Annotated in this window: 9 protein-coding genes; all 9 read right to left on the bottom strand. The window is 36.8% G+C overall.

All coding sequences use genetic code 11. From position 1 onward, the window contains the following. Positions 1–12: 12 nt before the first annotated feature. The 9 genes from xylA to B0A65_RS04760 all read right to left on the bottom strand — a co-directional run bounded on the left by xylA (position 13) and on the right by B0A65_RS04760 (position 18,187). Complete coding sequence (xylA, locus tag B0A65_RS04800; protein WP_074662305.1) at positions 13–1,338, bottom strand: xylose isomerase; 1,326 nt, start codon at positions 1,336–1,338, stop codon at positions 13–15. Between the two features lie 436 nt (positions 1,339–1,774). Continuing rightward, entirely contained in the window at positions 1,775–4,378 is a 2,604-nt protein-coding gene (locus tag B0A65_RS04795) for a glycosyl hydrolase (RefSeq protein WP_074662307.1), read from the bottom strand. Positions 4,379–4,422: 44 nt separating this feature from the next. Further along, positions 4,423–6,726 carry an RICIN domain-containing protein gene (locus B0A65_RS04790; RefSeq protein WP_074662310.1) on the bottom strand — a complete coding sequence of 768 codons (2,304 nt, stop codon included), beginning with the start codon at positions 6,724–6,726 and terminating at the stop codon, positions 4,423–4,425. 23 nt (positions 6,727–6,749) lie between these two features. Then, the gene (locus tag B0A65_RS04785; protein ID WP_074662313.1) at positions 6,750–9,728 is read right to left on the bottom strand and encodes an RICIN domain-containing protein; all 2,979 of its coding nucleotides are present in this window, start codon (positions 9,726–9,728) and stop codon (positions 6,750–6,752) included. Positions 9,729–9,744: 16 nt separating this feature from the next. Further along, positions 9,745–11,958 (bottom strand): family 43 glycosylhydrolase, encoded by a 2,214-nt coding sequence (locus B0A65_RS04780; RefSeq protein ID WP_074662315.1) that lies wholly within the window; start codon positions 11,956–11,958, stop codon positions 9,745–9,747. A 412-nt stretch (positions 11,959–12,370) separates the two neighbouring features. Beyond that, on the bottom strand, positions 12,371–13,249 hold the full coding sequence (locus tag B0A65_RS04775; RefSeq protein ID WP_074662318.1) for an AraC family transcriptional regulator: 879 nt from the start codon (positions 13,247–13,249) through the stop codon (positions 12,371–12,373). 53 nt (positions 13,250–13,302) lie between these two features. Further along, positions 13,303–14,859, bottom strand: a complete 1,557-nt coding sequence (locus B0A65_RS04770; RefSeq protein WP_083370493.1) for a glycosyl hydrolase — start codon at positions 14,857–14,859, stop codon at positions 13,303–13,305. A 30-nt stretch (positions 14,860–14,889) separates the two neighbouring features. After that, complete coding sequence (locus B0A65_RS04765) at positions 14,890–16,251, bottom strand: family 43 glycosylhydrolase (RefSeq protein ID WP_166670613.1); 1,362 nt, start codon at positions 16,249–16,251, stop codon at positions 14,890–14,892. Positions 16,252–16,267: 16 nt separating this feature from the next. Then, positions 16,268–18,187, bottom strand: coding sequence for a sialate O-acetylesterase (locus B0A65_RS04760; protein ID WP_083370494.1), 1,920 nt, complete (start codon positions 18,185–18,187; stop codon positions 16,268–16,270).

The following is an 18,187-nucleotide window of genomic DNA, read 5'->3' as shown; positions in this document are numbered from 1 at the left end:
ACATTAAACTAATTAAATATACTGATTGATAATATTTTCAAACAATTCCTGTTTGCCGCTTTGCAAAGTCAATTCTCCGTTTTCATGAGCGATATTGTAAAGGTCTTTCAGGTTTAATTTTCCGTCTGCGAAATCTTTTCCTTTTCCGGAATCAAAAGAACTATATCTTTCTGCTCTTAATTTTTCGTATGGTGATGAAGTAATAATTTTGTCTGCGGTCAATAAAGCTCTTGCAAAAGTATCTGCGCCACCAATGTGTGCTAAGAAAACATCTTCCATATCTGTCGAATTTCTTCTGATTTTAGCATCAAAATTAACGCCTCCGCCTTGCAGTCCGCCGGCTTTTAAGAATACCAACATCGCTTCTGTAGTTTCCTGAATGTTGTTTGGAAATTGATCTGTATCCCAACCGTTTTGGTAATCTCCTCTGTTGGCATCAATGCTTCCTAACATTCCGGCTTTTGCAGCCACTTCCAATTCATGTTGAAAAGTGTGGTGCGCCAATGTCGCATGATTTACTTCGATATTAATCTTGAAATCTTTGTCTAAACCATATTCACGCAAAAATCCGATTGCTGTTGCAGAATCAAAATCGTATTGGTGTTTAGACGGTTCCATAGGTTTTGGTTCAATGAAGAAAGTTCCTTTAAAACCTTGTGCTCTTGCATAATCTCTTGACATAGTAAGGAATTGTGCCATGTGATCTAATTCTCTTCCCATATAGGTATTCAGAAGCGACATATATCCTTCTCGTCCGCCCCAGAAAACATAATTTTCTCCGTCTAAAGCTATTGTTGCATCAAGTGCTAATTTTACTTGTCCGCCCGCTCTTGCCACGACATTAAAATCAGGATTTGTAGCCGCTCCATTCATAAATCTTGGATTTGAAAAACAGTTTGAAGTTCCCCAAAGCAACTTAATTCCGGATTCTGCTTTTTTCTGTTTTAAATATTCTGTAATCGCTGAAAGACGTTTTTCTGATTCTGCGAAAGTTGGTCCTTCGGCAATTAAATCGTAATCGTGAAAACAGAAATAATCGAATCCCATTTTGCTGATAAATTCAAAAGCAGCATCGGCTTTGTCTTTTGCCGCCTGAATTGGATCTGAAGACTGATCCCACGCAAAATTTTGGGTTCCCGGTCCAAACGGATCACTTCCTTGTCCGCAGAATGTATGCCCGTACGCAATGGCAAATCTAAAGTGTTCGCGCATGGTTTTTCCAGCCACAATTTGCTCTGGATTGTAATATTTAAATGCCAACGGATTGTCGGATGCTGCACCTTCAAATTTAATTTGACCAATACCTTTGCAGAATTCTTTATTTCCTAAAACTATCATTTCTATTTTATTTTTTATTTAATATTGTAGCTAATTCTTTTTTCCATTTTTGATAGGCTGTCTGATATGGTTCTTTGTTTTGTAAAGGCAAAAAGGTCATAACATGATCATTTTTTGAAATATCAGAACCGAATTTTTCAAATCGCCAGATACTAATCCGACTGCTCTTGCGGCGCCCACTGCACCTGTTTCATTCAAAACAATTACTTTTTTTCCTGTTTCTGCCTCAACCAAAGCAACTTTGTCTGAAGAACTCCCAATATCATATCCTATACATCTTCTATTCTAATTCTTTTTTATTGAATATTTCTTTATCAATATTTTACGTCATTAAATATTTAAAACTTGCTGTAATTATTTCTCATTTTACCTTATAAATGAAAGAGTTTGCTATTAAACAAACTCTTAATCATTTAATAAGAATTAAAAATCAACCTTAATTGCGAATAATTAATTTTTGAGAAGTAATTGTGTTACCACTACTAATAGCTACAATGTAAATGCCATCACTTAATTTTGATGTATCTATATTATTTTCTCCAGCTGAAATTTTGTTGGAAATTTTAATATTTCCGGAAACATCAATTATTTCAACGCTTACTTTTTCACTTATTATACTTGGAATGTTCACTGTTAACTGATTAGCTGCCGGATTGGGATAAATACTAATCTTATTTTGTTGTTCCTCATTCTCGGCAACACCCAAACTTTGGCTCATTTTTGATGTTGATGAAACCGCTTCCAATTTCCATTGTTGGCAAGAAGCAGTATTCCAAGTCCATTGCCTTACTTCTGCACCATTAGTCGTTAATGCATCTCGAACTTCTAAAGCAAGTCCGCTTGAGCGTGAAATAATTCTGTAATAACCGCTATCTGTTGGTTCAATGCTCCATTGCTCACAAACGCCGCCAACCCACGGCCATTGCTGAATCAGCGCACCAGCTGAATTAGAACATCCCACAATATCCAGTGTTTTATCACTATGTTGTGCCGTTAATTTATAATAACCACTGTCGGTAGATTCGACTTTCCATTTTTGACAAGCACTATTCAGCCACGACCATTGTTGTGCCAACGCACCATCGGTAGTATTGCAACCGCCAATTTCTAAAACCTGATTACTATTTCTGTTAACCAAACGATATGTTTGCCCAGAAACAATTCCATTTCCTCCTCCAAGATGTGTAAAAATGAAACCGTTGGTATTAAAACCTGGTTGATCAATCGCAAAACGCATTACGTAAGTTCCGCTATTTAGGTAAACTTCTTTATGAATCCATTGCCAGTTTTGCCATCCACCTGTATTTGGAGCAACCAAAGAACCCGTTACATTTTGTCCGTTAAATTCTAAATGGAAACTTCCACCACCTGCAGAGGCTACTCTCGCATCAATTGCATAAGTACCGCTCTGTGTAACATTTACGGTATATTCTGTCCATTCACCGGTATCTGAAAAACATAAATTATAATAGCCTTCGGTGCTGTTTTCAATATCTACTCCTTCATTACGATATGCTCCAGTTATATTTTGCGGATTAGTATCATGATAAGCTACACCTTCTCCTCCATTATCAAAATTTTCAGCTTCCACAATTCCGGGAAGATTGATAACTCCTGCATAAGGTGTTTGAACACCGCCTCCGCTAAAGTTTCTCCAATCGGGAAGTTCATCCAATGTAATGACATCATTATCCAAAAACATTTTTTGCACAACGCTCGTTGGTTGCCCTGTTAAATAAGTCCCAGGCCAGTTGGCATACCAAGACCACCAAGTTCCAAAAGCTCTAACTTTATCAGGATCCGGAAGATTTCCGGTTTCTGAAAGTGACAACATTTTATTGATTCCGTTAGTTTGCATAAAAGATTGTGTTCCATCCCAATCAACGCTCATACTTGCTCCGGCATTTCCATAAATATCAAGACTAAATATATCCACATAACTATTTCCCGGATACCAGGCTGCATCTGCTGTACCTGTATAAACCCAAATTAAATTATGAAGACCATGATAATTTACTAATCTGTTGTACATAATCTGCCATAATTCTTTGAATGGTCCTGGCCCTTTTGCACCCCACCAAAACCAGCCACCACTAGCCTCATGAAGTGGTCTGAAAAGTACTGGAATATTAGCATTTGAATATTTCTGAAGCTGCACTGCAATAGCATCAATATCACGAAGTAATAAAGCATATCGTGTACCATTTTTATCAGCCAAAACAGCCTGAATATCAAAAGTTGTGGCATCTGTATAAAATCCTCTCCACCATTCTTTAGTAGGCTGATCTATTAAATCTGTTGGTGGATTCCAATGCCAGACCAAGCTAATCATTCCTCTGTTTGCTCCTTTTGTCGCCCACGCAATATTGGCTTCTGAACTTGACGGCGTGTATCCGCTTTTTTCTATTCTTGAAGGCGAATAATCCATTAAATCAAAACCTGCGACTGCCGGCTCTTTTCCTGTTGTATTAATAATATATTGAATATCATCCTGCTGTCCTGAAAGTACTTTATTTCCGTAAAGACTTTTCATATAATTATAAAGTGATTTTGTAGTTGCCGTTGCATTTGCATCTGCAAGGCTTGCTGCGGGTGCAATTGGCGGATTTACCGAAGCTGGTACCAGCGTCAAATTATCAATATCAAAATAACCCCAACCCATAAAAACTTTAATAGTGTTTGAACCTGCAGTCAGAAAATATTTTCCTGCTGAAGAATTGCTCCATCCTGTACTTTGCAAAAATGTAGGCTGTGCGTTTTCATTATTAACCTGAAGATCATAATTCTTTGCTGAAAAGGGAGAAGCATATCGAAATCTAATTTCGTACAATCCGGCAGATGGAAGATTAAATGTCCAGGAAACATTATCGCCTCCGTTGTCAAAACTTCCTACATATCCTGTTCCGGAATATCCTGCGGTGGAATTTAAAAATTGCGTTCCAAACAGGTTTCCAGTTTCTGCTTCTATCACTATATCTGCTCTGGAACTGAGTCCTGTGAGCAGAAAAATGCTTAAAAAATAATAGTAGATTTTTTTCATAAATTTTGGTTTAAATAGTTAATTAGTAAAGTAACAGTGTGGTTTTATTTTTTAATGATAAGCTTCTTCGTCATTGTTTTTTCTTCGCTTTTGATTTTAACAACATAAATTCCTGAACTTAAATTTGATGTATCAACATTGATCTGACCGCCTTTGATATTATTTTTTGACTGAACAATTTTTCCGGACATATCCACAATTTGAATCGTTACATTCTCTTCATCATTCTGGGAAAACAAAACCTGAACCTGATTTACTGCGGGATTAGGAAAAAGCAATACATCAGAAATCATTTTTTCATTTTCTGAAAGCCCTAAATTTTGAGTCAATTTTGCTGTAGAGCTAACGGGTTCTAATTTCCATTGCTGGCAGGAAGCAGTGTTCCAAGTCCATTGTCTTACTTCTGCTCCATTTGTAGTTAAGGCATCGCGAACCTCTAAGGCAAGTCCGCTTGCACGGGAAATAATCCTATAAAATCCATTATCCGTTGGTTCAATACTCCATTGTTCACAGACACCACCAACCCAAGGCCATTGCTGAATCAATGCTCCTGCTGAATTAGAACATCCAACAATATCTAATGTTTTATTGCTGTGTTGCGCCGTTAGTTTATAATAACCGCTATCAGTAGCTTCTACTTTCCATTTTTGACAAGCGCTATTTAGCCATGGCCATTCTTGCGCTACTGCCCCATCTGCTGTATTGCAACCTCCAATTTCTAAAACCTGATTGCTGTTTCGGTTTACTAAACGATAAGTTTGTCCGGAGGTAATTGCATTATTATTATTCAGAAAAGTAAAAACAAATCCGTTGGTATTAAAGCCTGGCTGATCAATGGCAAAACGCATCACATAAGTTCCACTGTTTAAGTACACTTCTTTATGAACCCATTGCCAATTTTGCCAGCCTCCAGTATTAGGTGCAGCTAGAGAACCTGTTACATTTTGTCCATTAAATTCTAAATGAAAATTTCCACCAGCCATTGAAGCAACTCTGGCATCTATCGCATAATTCCCACTTTGAGTTACATTGACAGTATATTCAGTCCATTCTCCAGTATCAGAAAAACATAAATTATAATAACCTTCAGAACTGGACTCAATGTCTACACCTTCGTTACGATATGCGCCTGTTATATTTTGCGGATTTGTGTCGTGATACGCTATTCCTTCTCCACCATTATCATAGTTTTCTGCTTCAACAATTCCGGGCAAATTGATTACACCGGCATAAGGTGTCTGATTTAAAGAAATTCCTTTAAATTCTGCGATTTTAGTTTTCATTAAATCATAATAATAAGAACCATGTCCGCCTGTCATAGGCTCGATATCAGAACTGTATTCCTGCAGCCACTGATCTACAAAATGTGGCGAAGATTGTGTCCCCCAGTTTCCTGTAATCCATTCGTTCCAGGAATGAATAAAAGCAAACTTTACATTTGCATTTTTTGCAGCATCCATATATTTTACAAAATAATCTCCATTAACTCTGCCTTTTGCTCCTGCGGAAGGATTGATTCCATCTGTCGTCATATAAGTAGCCTGTGTTGCAACAGGGACAGACATTTGTTCCGGTTGCCCGTTATAGTAAAATGGCGGTGGCGGTACATCTGAATTTACTTTAAACTGCCAGTAACTTCCTGTATTATCCAAGCCCCAACAGTGTCTGGCAGTGTAATTTGCATATTTACCATTTGTAGGAACGGCTGGTTGTCCCGGATCTCCTTGTGGAAGATTCATATTGGGCATAGCGGTCAACAATAATTTCTTTCCCAAATAATTGTAAAACATATCTTGACGATAGACATTAAAATAGGTATTCTCTACAATATCTAAAGCGATTTCGTCTTTAACAAAAAATACAATTTTAGGAACCGGTAACCCCGCATTCATTCTTTCCTGCCATCTTTTGCACAATGCTTTTGTGGCAGAAATATAAGACGGTCCGTCAGGAAAATCTAAAGCACCATTTGTAAAATCCAGCACAATAAAATCAATTGAAGCTTGTGTGATTAAATCAGCATGATAATCCAATAATCCATTGTTGGTTTGATTTGGATCTCCATTAAAATAAAAAACATAATTATTTTTGATAGTCCCGTCTCCATGCGTACTGGCATACAAAGGCTTTCCCCAAAAATTAATTACTCCCGGCGGACTGTAAGGCGGTGACTGTTGCTGCATAATCCAGGAATCTCCCGTTGGAGATAATATTTGAGGCTGGTACAAATAATGTCCAAAATTGGAAAAATAAAATATTCCAACCTGTTTCTGAGCACTTATTTTTACTACCGTAAGAAAAATTAGCATTATTGTAATTGCTGTTTTGAAAGTATTTATTCTAGTCATATTCTTCTGTTTTTTCAAAAACACTATTTTTTCACCACAAGCTTTTTATTAGTTATAGTTGTTCCATTCGAAATTGAAACAATATAAATGCCTGCATTTAGTTTTGAAATGTCCAATGAAGTTTCACCATCTGTCACACCTTTTATAGAAATCTGAGTATTCCCAAGTAAATCTGTGATTTGAATAGTCGCAAATTCTCCCTCATTTTGAGGAAATAACAATTTTACTTTATCGTTAGCCGGATTAGGATATAAACGGACCGTTTCAGCACTATCTTCAACCGCGGTAAGTTCTTCTGTTTTTAAACTTGATTTAGCAGTGGAACTGATCGGTTCTAATTTCCATTGCTGGCAAGCTGCAGTGTTCCACGACCATTGTCTTACTTCTGCTCCATTTGTAGTTAAGGCATCACGAACTTCTAAAGCAAGTCCGCTTGCACGGGAAATAATTCGGTAAAAACCGTTATCTGTTGGCTCAATACTCCACTGTTCACAATCACCTCCGACCCAAGGCCATTGCTGAATTCCTGCTCCAATATCATTTGAACAACCCACAATATCCAAGGTTTTATTACTGTGTTGCGCTGTTAATTTGTAATAACCACTATCAGTAGTTTCTACCTTCCATTTTTGGCAGACACTGTTCAACCAAGGCCATTGCTGTGCTCTTGCGCCGTCAGCCGTATTACAACCGCCAATTTCTAAAACCTGATTGCTGTTTCGGTTTACTAATCGATACGTTTGTCCGGAAGCTATTCCGTTTCCTCCTCCAAGATTAGTAAAGACAAATCCGTTTGTATTGAAGCCTGGTTGATCGATTGCAAAACGCATTACATAACTACCGCTGTTTAAATACACCTCTTTATGAACCCATTGCCAGTTCTGCCAGCCTCCAGTATTTGGAGCAACAAGAGAACCTGTTACATTTTGTCCATTAAATTCTAAATGAAAATTTCCACCAGCCATTGAAGCAACTCTGGCATCTATCGCATAATTCCCACTTTGAGTTACATTGACAGTATATTCAGTCCATTCTCCAGTATCAGAAAAACATAAATTATAATAACCTTCAGAACTGGACTCAATGTCTACACCTTCGTTACGATATGCGCCTGTTATATTTTGTAGATTGGTATCGTGATAAGCAACTCCTTCTCCTCCATTATCAAAATTTTCAGCTTCGACAATTCCAGGTATAGACCATGGCGAACCCAAATAAGGCGATTGAATTCCTCCCTGACCTAAAATCCAGGATTCACGGTCTCTTACTATTCCTGTTGGATCTTGTGGATTCCAAAAGGCCTCCAGCATAATTTTTTTATTTCCCGCAGATTGGCTTATGTCACATCTTATAGAAATAGATGCTCCGGGCTGTAGTAAAGGTGTATAAACCCATCCTTCTTTGCTTTTGACAAAATTCGAAATATCATTATTAGCACTATCAAACCAATGTGTTACAATTACTTCATCTCCTTCTTCTACAGCTGCAAGTGCCGGCATACAAGCTACATCACCAGTATTTTTTAATACAAAGGTTCTTGAATTTCCATTTGGAGTACTTGAAAGTTCAAGCGTTTCCAGCGTGCCATTTACATCTTTAATTCCTTTAAGATATTTGATTGCATTTTTTGCTATTCCTGTAAAAGAATTATCATCCGATTCTGGTGTTACTTTATCTGGAAAACCTCTTTGTGGAGTTCCTCCAAAATACCAGCTTTCCATCAAAAAACTATCTGGTCTGTGCCCTTCTCTTTGTTGCAGATAAATACTTTTCATCGATCCTGCCGCAAATTGACGATTCCATTCCGCAGGATTGCTCATTAAATCTCCACCCGGATCGTCGTTACAAACTGCTATATGGCGATTTCCATTATCATGCAACCATTGTTCATAATTTCGCTGTTTTTCTCTTGCCACAAATCCCAACGTTCCCGGATTTCCGGATGTCGTTAATTTGTCTTCTCCCCAAACCATTGTGTACCAAGGAAAATCGGAGAAGAAAGCCCAATTTTTATGATCGGGTAACGTTTTTGATTTCGCGCTCATATTCTCCATAACCATCGCCATATTAAAATTATAAGCACGACCGTTTAAGGTAAAATGATCTACTTCAGTATCTGGATTTAAGGAAGGATAATTATTCCATCCCCACCAAACCGGCGATTGTGTGAGAGCATGTTTAATGTGTGGAAAAACAATGTTGTCTTTTTTATAATATTCAATCCACTGTGTCGTCATAAGATCAACACATTGTTGTTCATTTAATGTTGGATAAGCTGTGGCAAAATCTCTCCAATTGGGTTGAAAATCATGTGTAATTTCACTTAAAATCAGCCCTGTACTATTGTATCGGTTTATGATCCATCCATCTGCTCCGGCACCCCAGGCAATGTGTTGCCATTGTGGCCAACCAGCATCTGTTCCTGTTCCTCCTCCAAGCTCAGCCATAAATTTTGTGCCGAACGGAGCGGATTGTTGAATTACATTTTGCATTAATCCATTATTTTCAGTTCCCCAAGCCGAGGCATGAAAAAAGTAACCATCTGCATATTTTTTAACCATATTCCATTGGTCAGGAAAATCGGCTAATTGTTGATTGGCTCCCAAACCTCCCCACCATATTTCTGCCGGATTAGGACGAGGACGAACAACGGGTTCTCCGGAAGTATTTATAATTAAATTAATACTTGCAGACGCTTGGTTGTTACTGCTATTGACACCATACACTTTTATTTGATTTGTGCCTGCTGCTAAATGTCTTGCTATAAAAAACCAATTTGGAGCTTGCTTGAAAGCACCTAAATCGATCATCTTCCCATTTTCAGAAAAGACTTCATACCACATAGGCTTTTCAACGCCCGAAGAAGTTCCTTCAACACGAATGTAATTATTCGTAACTACACCTGCTGGAGTTGATATTTGTACTAACTGTGCCCAATTGTTGTTTAGAAAAAATAAATGTAACACCAGCAAGAAAAAGAATATTTTGGTTGATTTTTTCATAATGCGTACAAGTTTTTTAATTTTTAATAATCAACTTTTTTGTTATTATTTTCGAACCATTATCTAAACTCACTACATAAATTCCAGGGTTTAGGTTTGATATATTAATCGTAGTTTTTCCTTCCATTAATCCATTTTTAGAAACTTTAATTTCTCCCAAAATATTAGTAATCTGAAGTGATGCTGTATTTCCATCGGTTTGCGGAAATAAAATTTCAACCTGATCGTTTGCTGGATTTGGAAATAAAATTAAATCTGGAATCTGAGTTTCATTTTCAACTAATTCTTCTGAAGTTTGACTTTTTAAGCTTGATTTTGCTGTACCTCCAACAACTTCCAATTTCCATTGCTGGCAAAATGCGGTATTCCATGGCCATTGTCGCACATTAGCTCCATTTGTAGTCAAAGCGTCCTGAACTTCCAATGCTAATCCGCTGGCACGGGAAATAATTCTGTAAAATCCATTATCTGTTGATTCAATGCTCCATTGTTCGCAAACACCGCCAACCCAAGGCCATTGCTGAATTCCAGCTCCAATATCATTTGAGCAACCCACAATATCCAATGTTTTATTACTATGTTGCGCTGTTAATTTGTAATAACCACTGTCTGTAGCTTCTACTTTCCATTTTTGACAACCACTGTTCAACCAAGGCCATTGCTGGGCTCTTGCACCGTCATCCGTATTACAACCGCCAATTTCTAAAACCTGATTGCTGTTTCGATTTACTAATCGATACGTTTGTCCAGAAACTATTCCGTTTCCTCCGCCAAGATTTGTAAAGATGAAGCCGTTCGTATTAAAACCTGCTTGATCGATTGCAAAACGCATTACGTAAGTACCGCTGTTTAAATACACTTCCTTATGAAGCCATTGCCAGTTTTGCCAGCCACCAGTATTTGGAACAGCTAAAGCACCAGTAACATTTTGTCCGTTAAATTCCAAATGAAAACTTCCGCCAATCGTAGAAGCCACTCTTGCATCAATCGCATAATTTCCGCTTTGCGTAACATTTACGGTGTATTCTGTCCATTCTCCATTTTCAGAAAAACACAAGTTGTAATATCCTTCTGTACTGGCTTCAATATCTACACCTTCATTACGAAAAGCTCCTGTCATATTTTGCGGATTTGCATCGTGATAGGCAACGCCTTCTCCTCCATTATCGAAATTTTCTGCTTCGACAATTCCAGGCAAATTAATAACTCCGTTGAAAGGCGTTTGAACAGCACCATTTACTGAAGGGACGGGAATTGCAACTCCTTCACGAACCGGAACTCCAAAATTTGGTGTATTATCTGGATTCCAAGTGAATTTCTGAATACGTGTGCTTCTGTCTGAATTTGTAAAAGAAGTACCGTGTTTGGCGTGGTAAATAATCCAATCTTCAGTGCCATCAGGAGATTTTGTAAAACCGTTGTGACCAGTTCCATAAACTTCATTGGCATCATTTCTCTGGAAAACGGGACCAACTTTCTGCCACGATCCTGGATTAAGATAATTTCCATCGGTACAAGTCAATCTTCCTAAAGCATAAGCTGCCGAAGCGCATTGACTTGCACTGTAAATAATATGCAGACTATTTCCTTTTTGCAAAAATATCGGACCTTCATTTACCAATCCGTCGGTTCTTTCCCAATTAAAAACAGGTTCAGAAATGCGAACTCTTTGATTACTAACCTGAGTTGGACTATCCATTCTAGCAATCCAGATCGTTTGTCCTTGTGGATCAAATTGCGACCAAGTCATATATAAAATTCCGGTTGCCGGATCCTGCCACGGACTTTCGTCAATTCCTGAAGCTTCTGGTGCTAAAATTCCTCTGTATGTATAAGAACCAAGCGGGTCTTGAGAATTTCCTTCTAAAACAAACATTCGCATATTAAAGCCATCGTCAGAAAGATTTCCGCAGGCATATATGTACCATTTTCCATTGATATAATGCAATTCTGGTGCCCAGACATCTCTTCGGATTTCTCCGCCTGAACTCCAGACTTTTGTTCGCGGTGCATTTCCAACATCCTGAAGATTTGCTGCTTTATGAATCCATACTCCATCTCCGGTAGTTACCATAAAATAGTAAAATCCGTTGTTGTAAACGACATAAGGATCAGGACTTTCTGCCTGCATTATCGGATTTGTGAAAGTGCCCTGAGCCTTTCCGTCCAAAATAATACTGAAATAAAATAATGTAAATAAACTTAAAATTCGTAAAGTTTGACTTTTCATAAATTTGGGTTATTTAGTTAGAGATTTTTGTCTGAATCAGCTTTTTAGTGTATTTCATTAAAATTAAAATAATAGAATTAACTGCGAAAAACAAAAAATATCATTCGCTGCACAATTCAACTAAAAAAGGCATACAATTTCAGAACTATTTATATAGCAGTAATTTACAATACAAATAAAAAGACTTTTACAAGAATACACTATCACAAAATTATTCACTTTATAAACTATTTTAATATAAATGAAATTTATATTAATTTAAAGTCTATAATTTTATTAGACTCAAAAAAGAATCTATTGTAAAATATGATTTACATAAAAATGAATTATAAAAACTCCTTAAAAAAAAGAAAAAGGTTCTCAGAATTTACTTCCGAAAACCTTTCTACTTAAACAACATTAAATTAAAATTTTATAAGATTCTTTTCATTCCAAAAAAATCATCTCTATATTGACTTGGCGTACATTTTTTTAATGCCTTAAATGTTCTGTTGAAATTGGCGATACTATGAAATCCGGATTTATAAGCTACTTCAGAAACACTCACATCGTCTTCCAGAAGCCATCGTGCTGCGTAACCGATTCGAATGTCTCTTAAATAATTAACCAAAGTTTTGCCTGTTCTTTTCTTAACAAAACGATTAAATGAAGCGTTTGACATACAAGCGGCATTGGCCATTTCATCTAAAGATATCTTTTCCTGAAAGTTATTCTGAACATAATCGTAAATCACTTTCATTTTATCGTAATCTTCATATCTTTCGCCATCAACAGTATAAGTTGACAATAGGCGCTGATTTCTTGAATTAGCCAGATCGTAAAGTATTGAAGTTATTTCCAGGAAATAATCCATACCATCCAACTTCGAAATTTTCAGCAATTGTGGCATCAATTTTCTTGCCGTTGCCTCAGAGAATAAAATTCCATGATTGGCCCGGTTAAACATTTCGTTTATCGGTCCCATAATACGTCTTGACAATAAAGATTCCGGAAACAAATCTTTATGAAACTGAATGGTTATCTCGTGTATTTTATCATTTTTACATTTATGATTTTCCCATCCATGATATAAATTGGGCCCAATTAAAACCAACTCTACATCCTCGATTTCGTCAATATTATCTCCTACAACTCTTCGTATTCCTTTTCCATTTGAAATAAAATTGATCTCAAATTCCGGATGATAATGCACCGGAAAATCAAAATTATCTTTTACCCTGTCAAATACCAAAAAACTATCTTCGGCAGAAAGCGGTGCTATTTCTCTGTGAAATGTATTTGTAGTCCCCATTTTATTCTTTTTTAGACTGACATTATTTTAATTGTAAACTTTTTACGGCTTTGTTATGGCATTTTATACATATTCGGAGTTTTATTGAGCAAGGCAGCTTTGTCTTTTCTTGTAAACTGTATAAAATCACTAGCATCTGTAGCAGCAGGTGGCGGTGTGCAATACGTATCTCCGCCGTTGCCCCAAAATGTTATAAAAGAGAGATCGACATTATTCTGCGTCATTGCATTGTAAAAATTAGTTGAGTATAAGCCTGAAATAATATTATTTTTTCCTGGTGTAATAAAATATCCTGTTTCTGTCAAACCTGCAATTTTCACTCTTTCTTTAGCCAGTTTAGAAATAATCTGCAATTTTTTGTTAGCATTGTTCACACCACTTTCTCCTTTATTATCAAAATCCCCATAATCATCAAAACCTAAAACATCTACATAAGCATCGCCAGGATATCTTGATAAATAATCGCTTTCTGAAGTAAAACTTGCATCTGGAGAAAAGGCAAAGAGCATATTACTCACACCCAATGTATCTCTTAAATATTCAACCGTAAACCGCCAATTCTGAATGTATTCGTCAGCCGTGCAAAACGATTTTCCCCACCAAAACCAATCGCCGTCAAATTCATGAAACGGTCTGAAAATAATTGGAATCAATTTACCATCAGTGCCTTTTAAGGCTTTTGTAACTTGTGCAATTTTTTCCAGTTTTTTCTTGTAATATTCATGATTTACACCACCAGGAAGAATACTTTTAAATGCATTTTTTTTCTGTATATCGGTCATTTCGCTTGTATAAAATGATTTCCCTTCATAAGGTTCACGCAAATGCCAACAGAACATATTTACCATTCCTTTATTGTAAGCTTTTACGGCTGCTCCGGTAATCAGTTTTTCTTGTGCATACCACCAATTATCGTCTTTTCCCGTGTTTTCGTCATCGGCAATAAACATGAAATCGCCGCCAGACATTCCCGGATCAAAACCTGTTGTTTTTTTTATATCAGAATCGCCCGTATTGTTTTTATAAAAACTAAGCAAAGCATCATGCTGACCGATCATAAAAGAAGTTTTGGCTAATGTTTTAAGATTATAAAAAAGCGCTACAGTTTCGTCTGTAGCATTTTTATTGACCATATAATTTCTCGCCTGTTCCGGTTTTAAATCGATTGCAACTACTTCATCAGTAATTGTTAAACTTGCTTTTTCAGGATTTCCTATTACGACATCAGCATTACTAGAAGCCGTTAAGGTAATTTCTACCGTTTCTTCTCCTTCTGCAATTTTATCCGAAAGAATTTCGACCGGAATAACAACCGAATTACTTTTTGCAGAAACAGTAACCGAATTGGCAATCGTTTTGTAATCTTCTCCGTTTTTAGCAGTTCCGCCAAATTTCAGCGAAAGCGTTACTGGTACAGTAACCGATTTTGATAATTTAATGGTAAATTCTCCATTTGTTGCCGGTTCCGAAGCTGCACTTTTCGTTGCCGAAATTGTAGCAGTTGACTTTTCTCCAACGGGAACATTTTTATCCTCATCTCCATTTGATGAGCAGCCATCCAGCACGACAATGCTAAACAGAATTATTAGTGGTTTTAAAAATTTCTTCATAATTTCTTTAGTTTATTTTTTGCTATTTTTTTAGTTTTCCGAAATAGGTTCAAGAAGGAAATTATCAACATTGATATTCCCATTCTGACTTGTTAGTTTTATATAATTATCCCCAGTTCTTAGGTTCACAATTCCTACATCAAAATAGTTGAAGTTGTCCGATTTTGGAAATACAATATCTTTCCAGGTAGAAGTTGAACCATTGTACATCAATTCATTTACAATCAAATTAATTTTGGTATCTTTTGGAGCAGCATATCGAATTCTTAATTTGAATTTTTCATCTTTAGCCAATTGCACCAGCACTTTTACGTAATCTTCATCAATATCAAAACCGGTTACATACCCGCGTCCGGTAAAACCTTTTTGCGAATCTGCTGTTTGTGTTCCGTCCAGTTTTCCTCCGGCAGCTTTACCATTTTCAGCTTCTAACAAAATAGTGCAAACCGATTTCCCTAAACCTACTTTAGTTGGATGAATCATTTTGATCGCGCCTTTTTTATCGTATTCCAGAAAATCTGCCATCACATTTCTGGATTCGCTTACACCCGAAATCCATGCGCTGTGATAAAATGCCAGCCAATTATTTTTATATTTAATGATTGAACCGTGGTTGGTTCCCGATTGTTTTTCAAACTGCGGAATATAAATTCCTTTATATTCATAAGGTCCTAAAGGTTTGTCTGCAACGGCATAATACATGATTTCCGGCCATTGTTTGTTTTGAAGTCCCGGATAAGACAAATAATATTTTCCCTGATATTTATGTACCCAAGGTCCTTCAAAAACATTGGTTAACTGCGAGGTTAATTCTATTTTTGTTTCCGGAACAATGGCTTTTAAATCGTCTGTTAGTTTTGCTGCAAAACAGGAATTTGAAGAACCCCAAAATAAATACGCCTGACTATCTTCATCAACAAACAAAGCTGGATCCTGTCCCCATTCTACGCCTTTTATAAAACCGATATCAGTAAACGGTCCTTCTGGTCTTTGGCTTGTCGCTAATCCGGTTCTAAACATTCCGGTGGCACGTTCTTTCATTCCATAAACCAAATAATAAGTACCTTTCCAAAGCACTGCATCAATTGCCCAAGCATGACTGATAGCCCACGAAACATCGTCAACAGATAAAACTCTGCCGTGATCGGTCCAGGATTTTAAATCGGTGGTTGAGAAAACATGATAATCAAACATGGTCGCATGATGATTAGTTCCCGGCACATCGTGCGATGCGTAAACCCAAAGCGTATTGGGGTCGTTTTCCCAAACATGCACAGAAGGATCTGCCGTGTAAATATGCGGAAATAATGGGTTTTGCGCTTTCGCGGAAAAACAAATGGCCACCATAATCCCCAAAATACATACTTTATTTTTTATGTTTTTTGTAATCATATAATTGATTTTAATATTATTCAAAATGTAAAGGATAATCATCTGTTCGAAAAGGCACTGCCGGAAGTCCTACCTGATTGTATAAATTACCATCCGGACTGTTTCCCCAATCGTATCTTACAGCAGTTGGATTTTCAATTTCGTCATTGTATAAAATAATGTTATTACCTTCCTGAAAACCTTTTGCCCATTTGAAGATTTTGTCATTTCCTGCAATAGAAAATCCTCTTACATAACCGTATTTATCTTTTAAGAGTAAACCTGAACCAAAATTTTCAAACTGAATTCTGATTTTTCCATTATCAACAGAAAAGCTTTTAAAAGTTGGCCCCGAATCCACAATTTCAGTATTGCCATAAACCACTTTTTCCGCTGCCAGCGCGAGACGTTTTCCAACATCTTGTTTGTTTTTTGGGTGAATGTCATTCTTCTCACCGAGATCAATCGCAACGGCCATTCCGGTTTTGGGAAGTTTCAAAGTCGTTTGCTGTGCTTCGCGAAGAGCCGCCCATTTGTAATCTGACGGTTCCTTTTTATCTTCCATAAATCCTGCAAGCTGCACAAAAAGAAAAGGAAAATCTGATTTCCATTGTTTGCGCCAACCTTCAATCAAAGCCGGAAATAAAGTTTGATATTGCTTTGCGCGATCTACATTCGATTCTCCCTGATACCAGATTACTCCTTTTATCGCAAAAGGAATCAAAGGTGCAATCATCGCGTTGTAAATCGTACTTGGCGTTGTATTGCTGGAAACATAATCTGGGATTTTCATTTCGATTTTAGAATTGAATTTCCAGTTTCCTGTAATATTCATTTTTGAAGATTCATTTTGGATAAAAACAGTTTGTCCCATTTCTCCAATATTCCCTCCCCAGATTTCTAAAAATTTTAAAGCAATTTGATTATTTGTTTGCTGTAAAACATTTTCGGGAATTATAAAATAGGTTCCGTCTTCTTTCTTTTCACTTTTTGTAATTTCATTTCCATTAATGTATAAATTCACGTTTCCGTTTATTTTCCCAAGAAATAAAGTTGATTTTAAGTTTGAATTAAAACTTTCATTCAAATCAAATCTTTTTCTAATCCAGACATTTCCTCCGTAATTATCAGCGATTTCTAATGCTTTTAAATCAAAAGGAAATTCTACAGATTCCCATTCATCATCGTTATATACTGTTAAGTTTACACCATTTTTTACACCCAAATTACTTTCATGAAAAGACTTCATATCACTTTCATATTGAATAAAAGTAGAATGCCAATCTCTTCCTGTTTTTAAGTTTAAAAGTTCGTTTTGAAACTCAGGAAATCGCTGTAAATCTTCTGCTCTTATCCACGGTTCAATAGGAGAACCGCCCCAAGCCGTAACAATAACACCAATCGGAATTTTCTTTTTCTGATATAGTTCTCTGGCAAAAAAATACGCAACGCCGGAAAAATCTCCAACAGTTTCCGGACTAACTTCTTTCCAATCTCCTTTCAAGGTATCAATGGGCTGATTGGCAACATTTAACGCCGCTCTAAAAAAATGGATATCAGGAAAATTGGCTTTTAAAATTTCGTCGCGACTATTGGTAACAGAATACGTCGTGAATTCCATATTCGATTGGCCGGTTGCTAAAAAGACATCACCGACTAATACATTTTTCACTTCGATTTTATTTTTTCCGAGAAACTCAATCGTGTAAGGTCCTCCTGAAGAAACAGGATCTAAGTTAAGATGCCATTTTCCATCTTTACCTGTTATGGCTGTTTTTACTTGTTTTTGAAAACGGACTGTAATTTTTTCACCCGAATCTGCCCAGCCCCAGATTGGCAATTTTGCATCACGCTGTAAAACCATGCCGTCTGAAACAAAGCCTGGCAAAGAAATTTTACACCAGGCATTGACAGCAAACATGTTTAAACAAACTAAAAAAATTATTCTCTTTAACAT

It is taken from the genome of Flavobacterium frigidimaris (genome assembly GCF_002217275.1).
GTDB lineage: Bacteria > Bacteroidota > Bacteroidia > Flavobacteriales > Flavobacteriaceae > Flavobacterium > Flavobacterium aquidurense.
The sequence above is the reverse complement of the archived record's forward strand: the minus strand, read 5'-3'. Positions and strand labels throughout refer to the sequence as shown.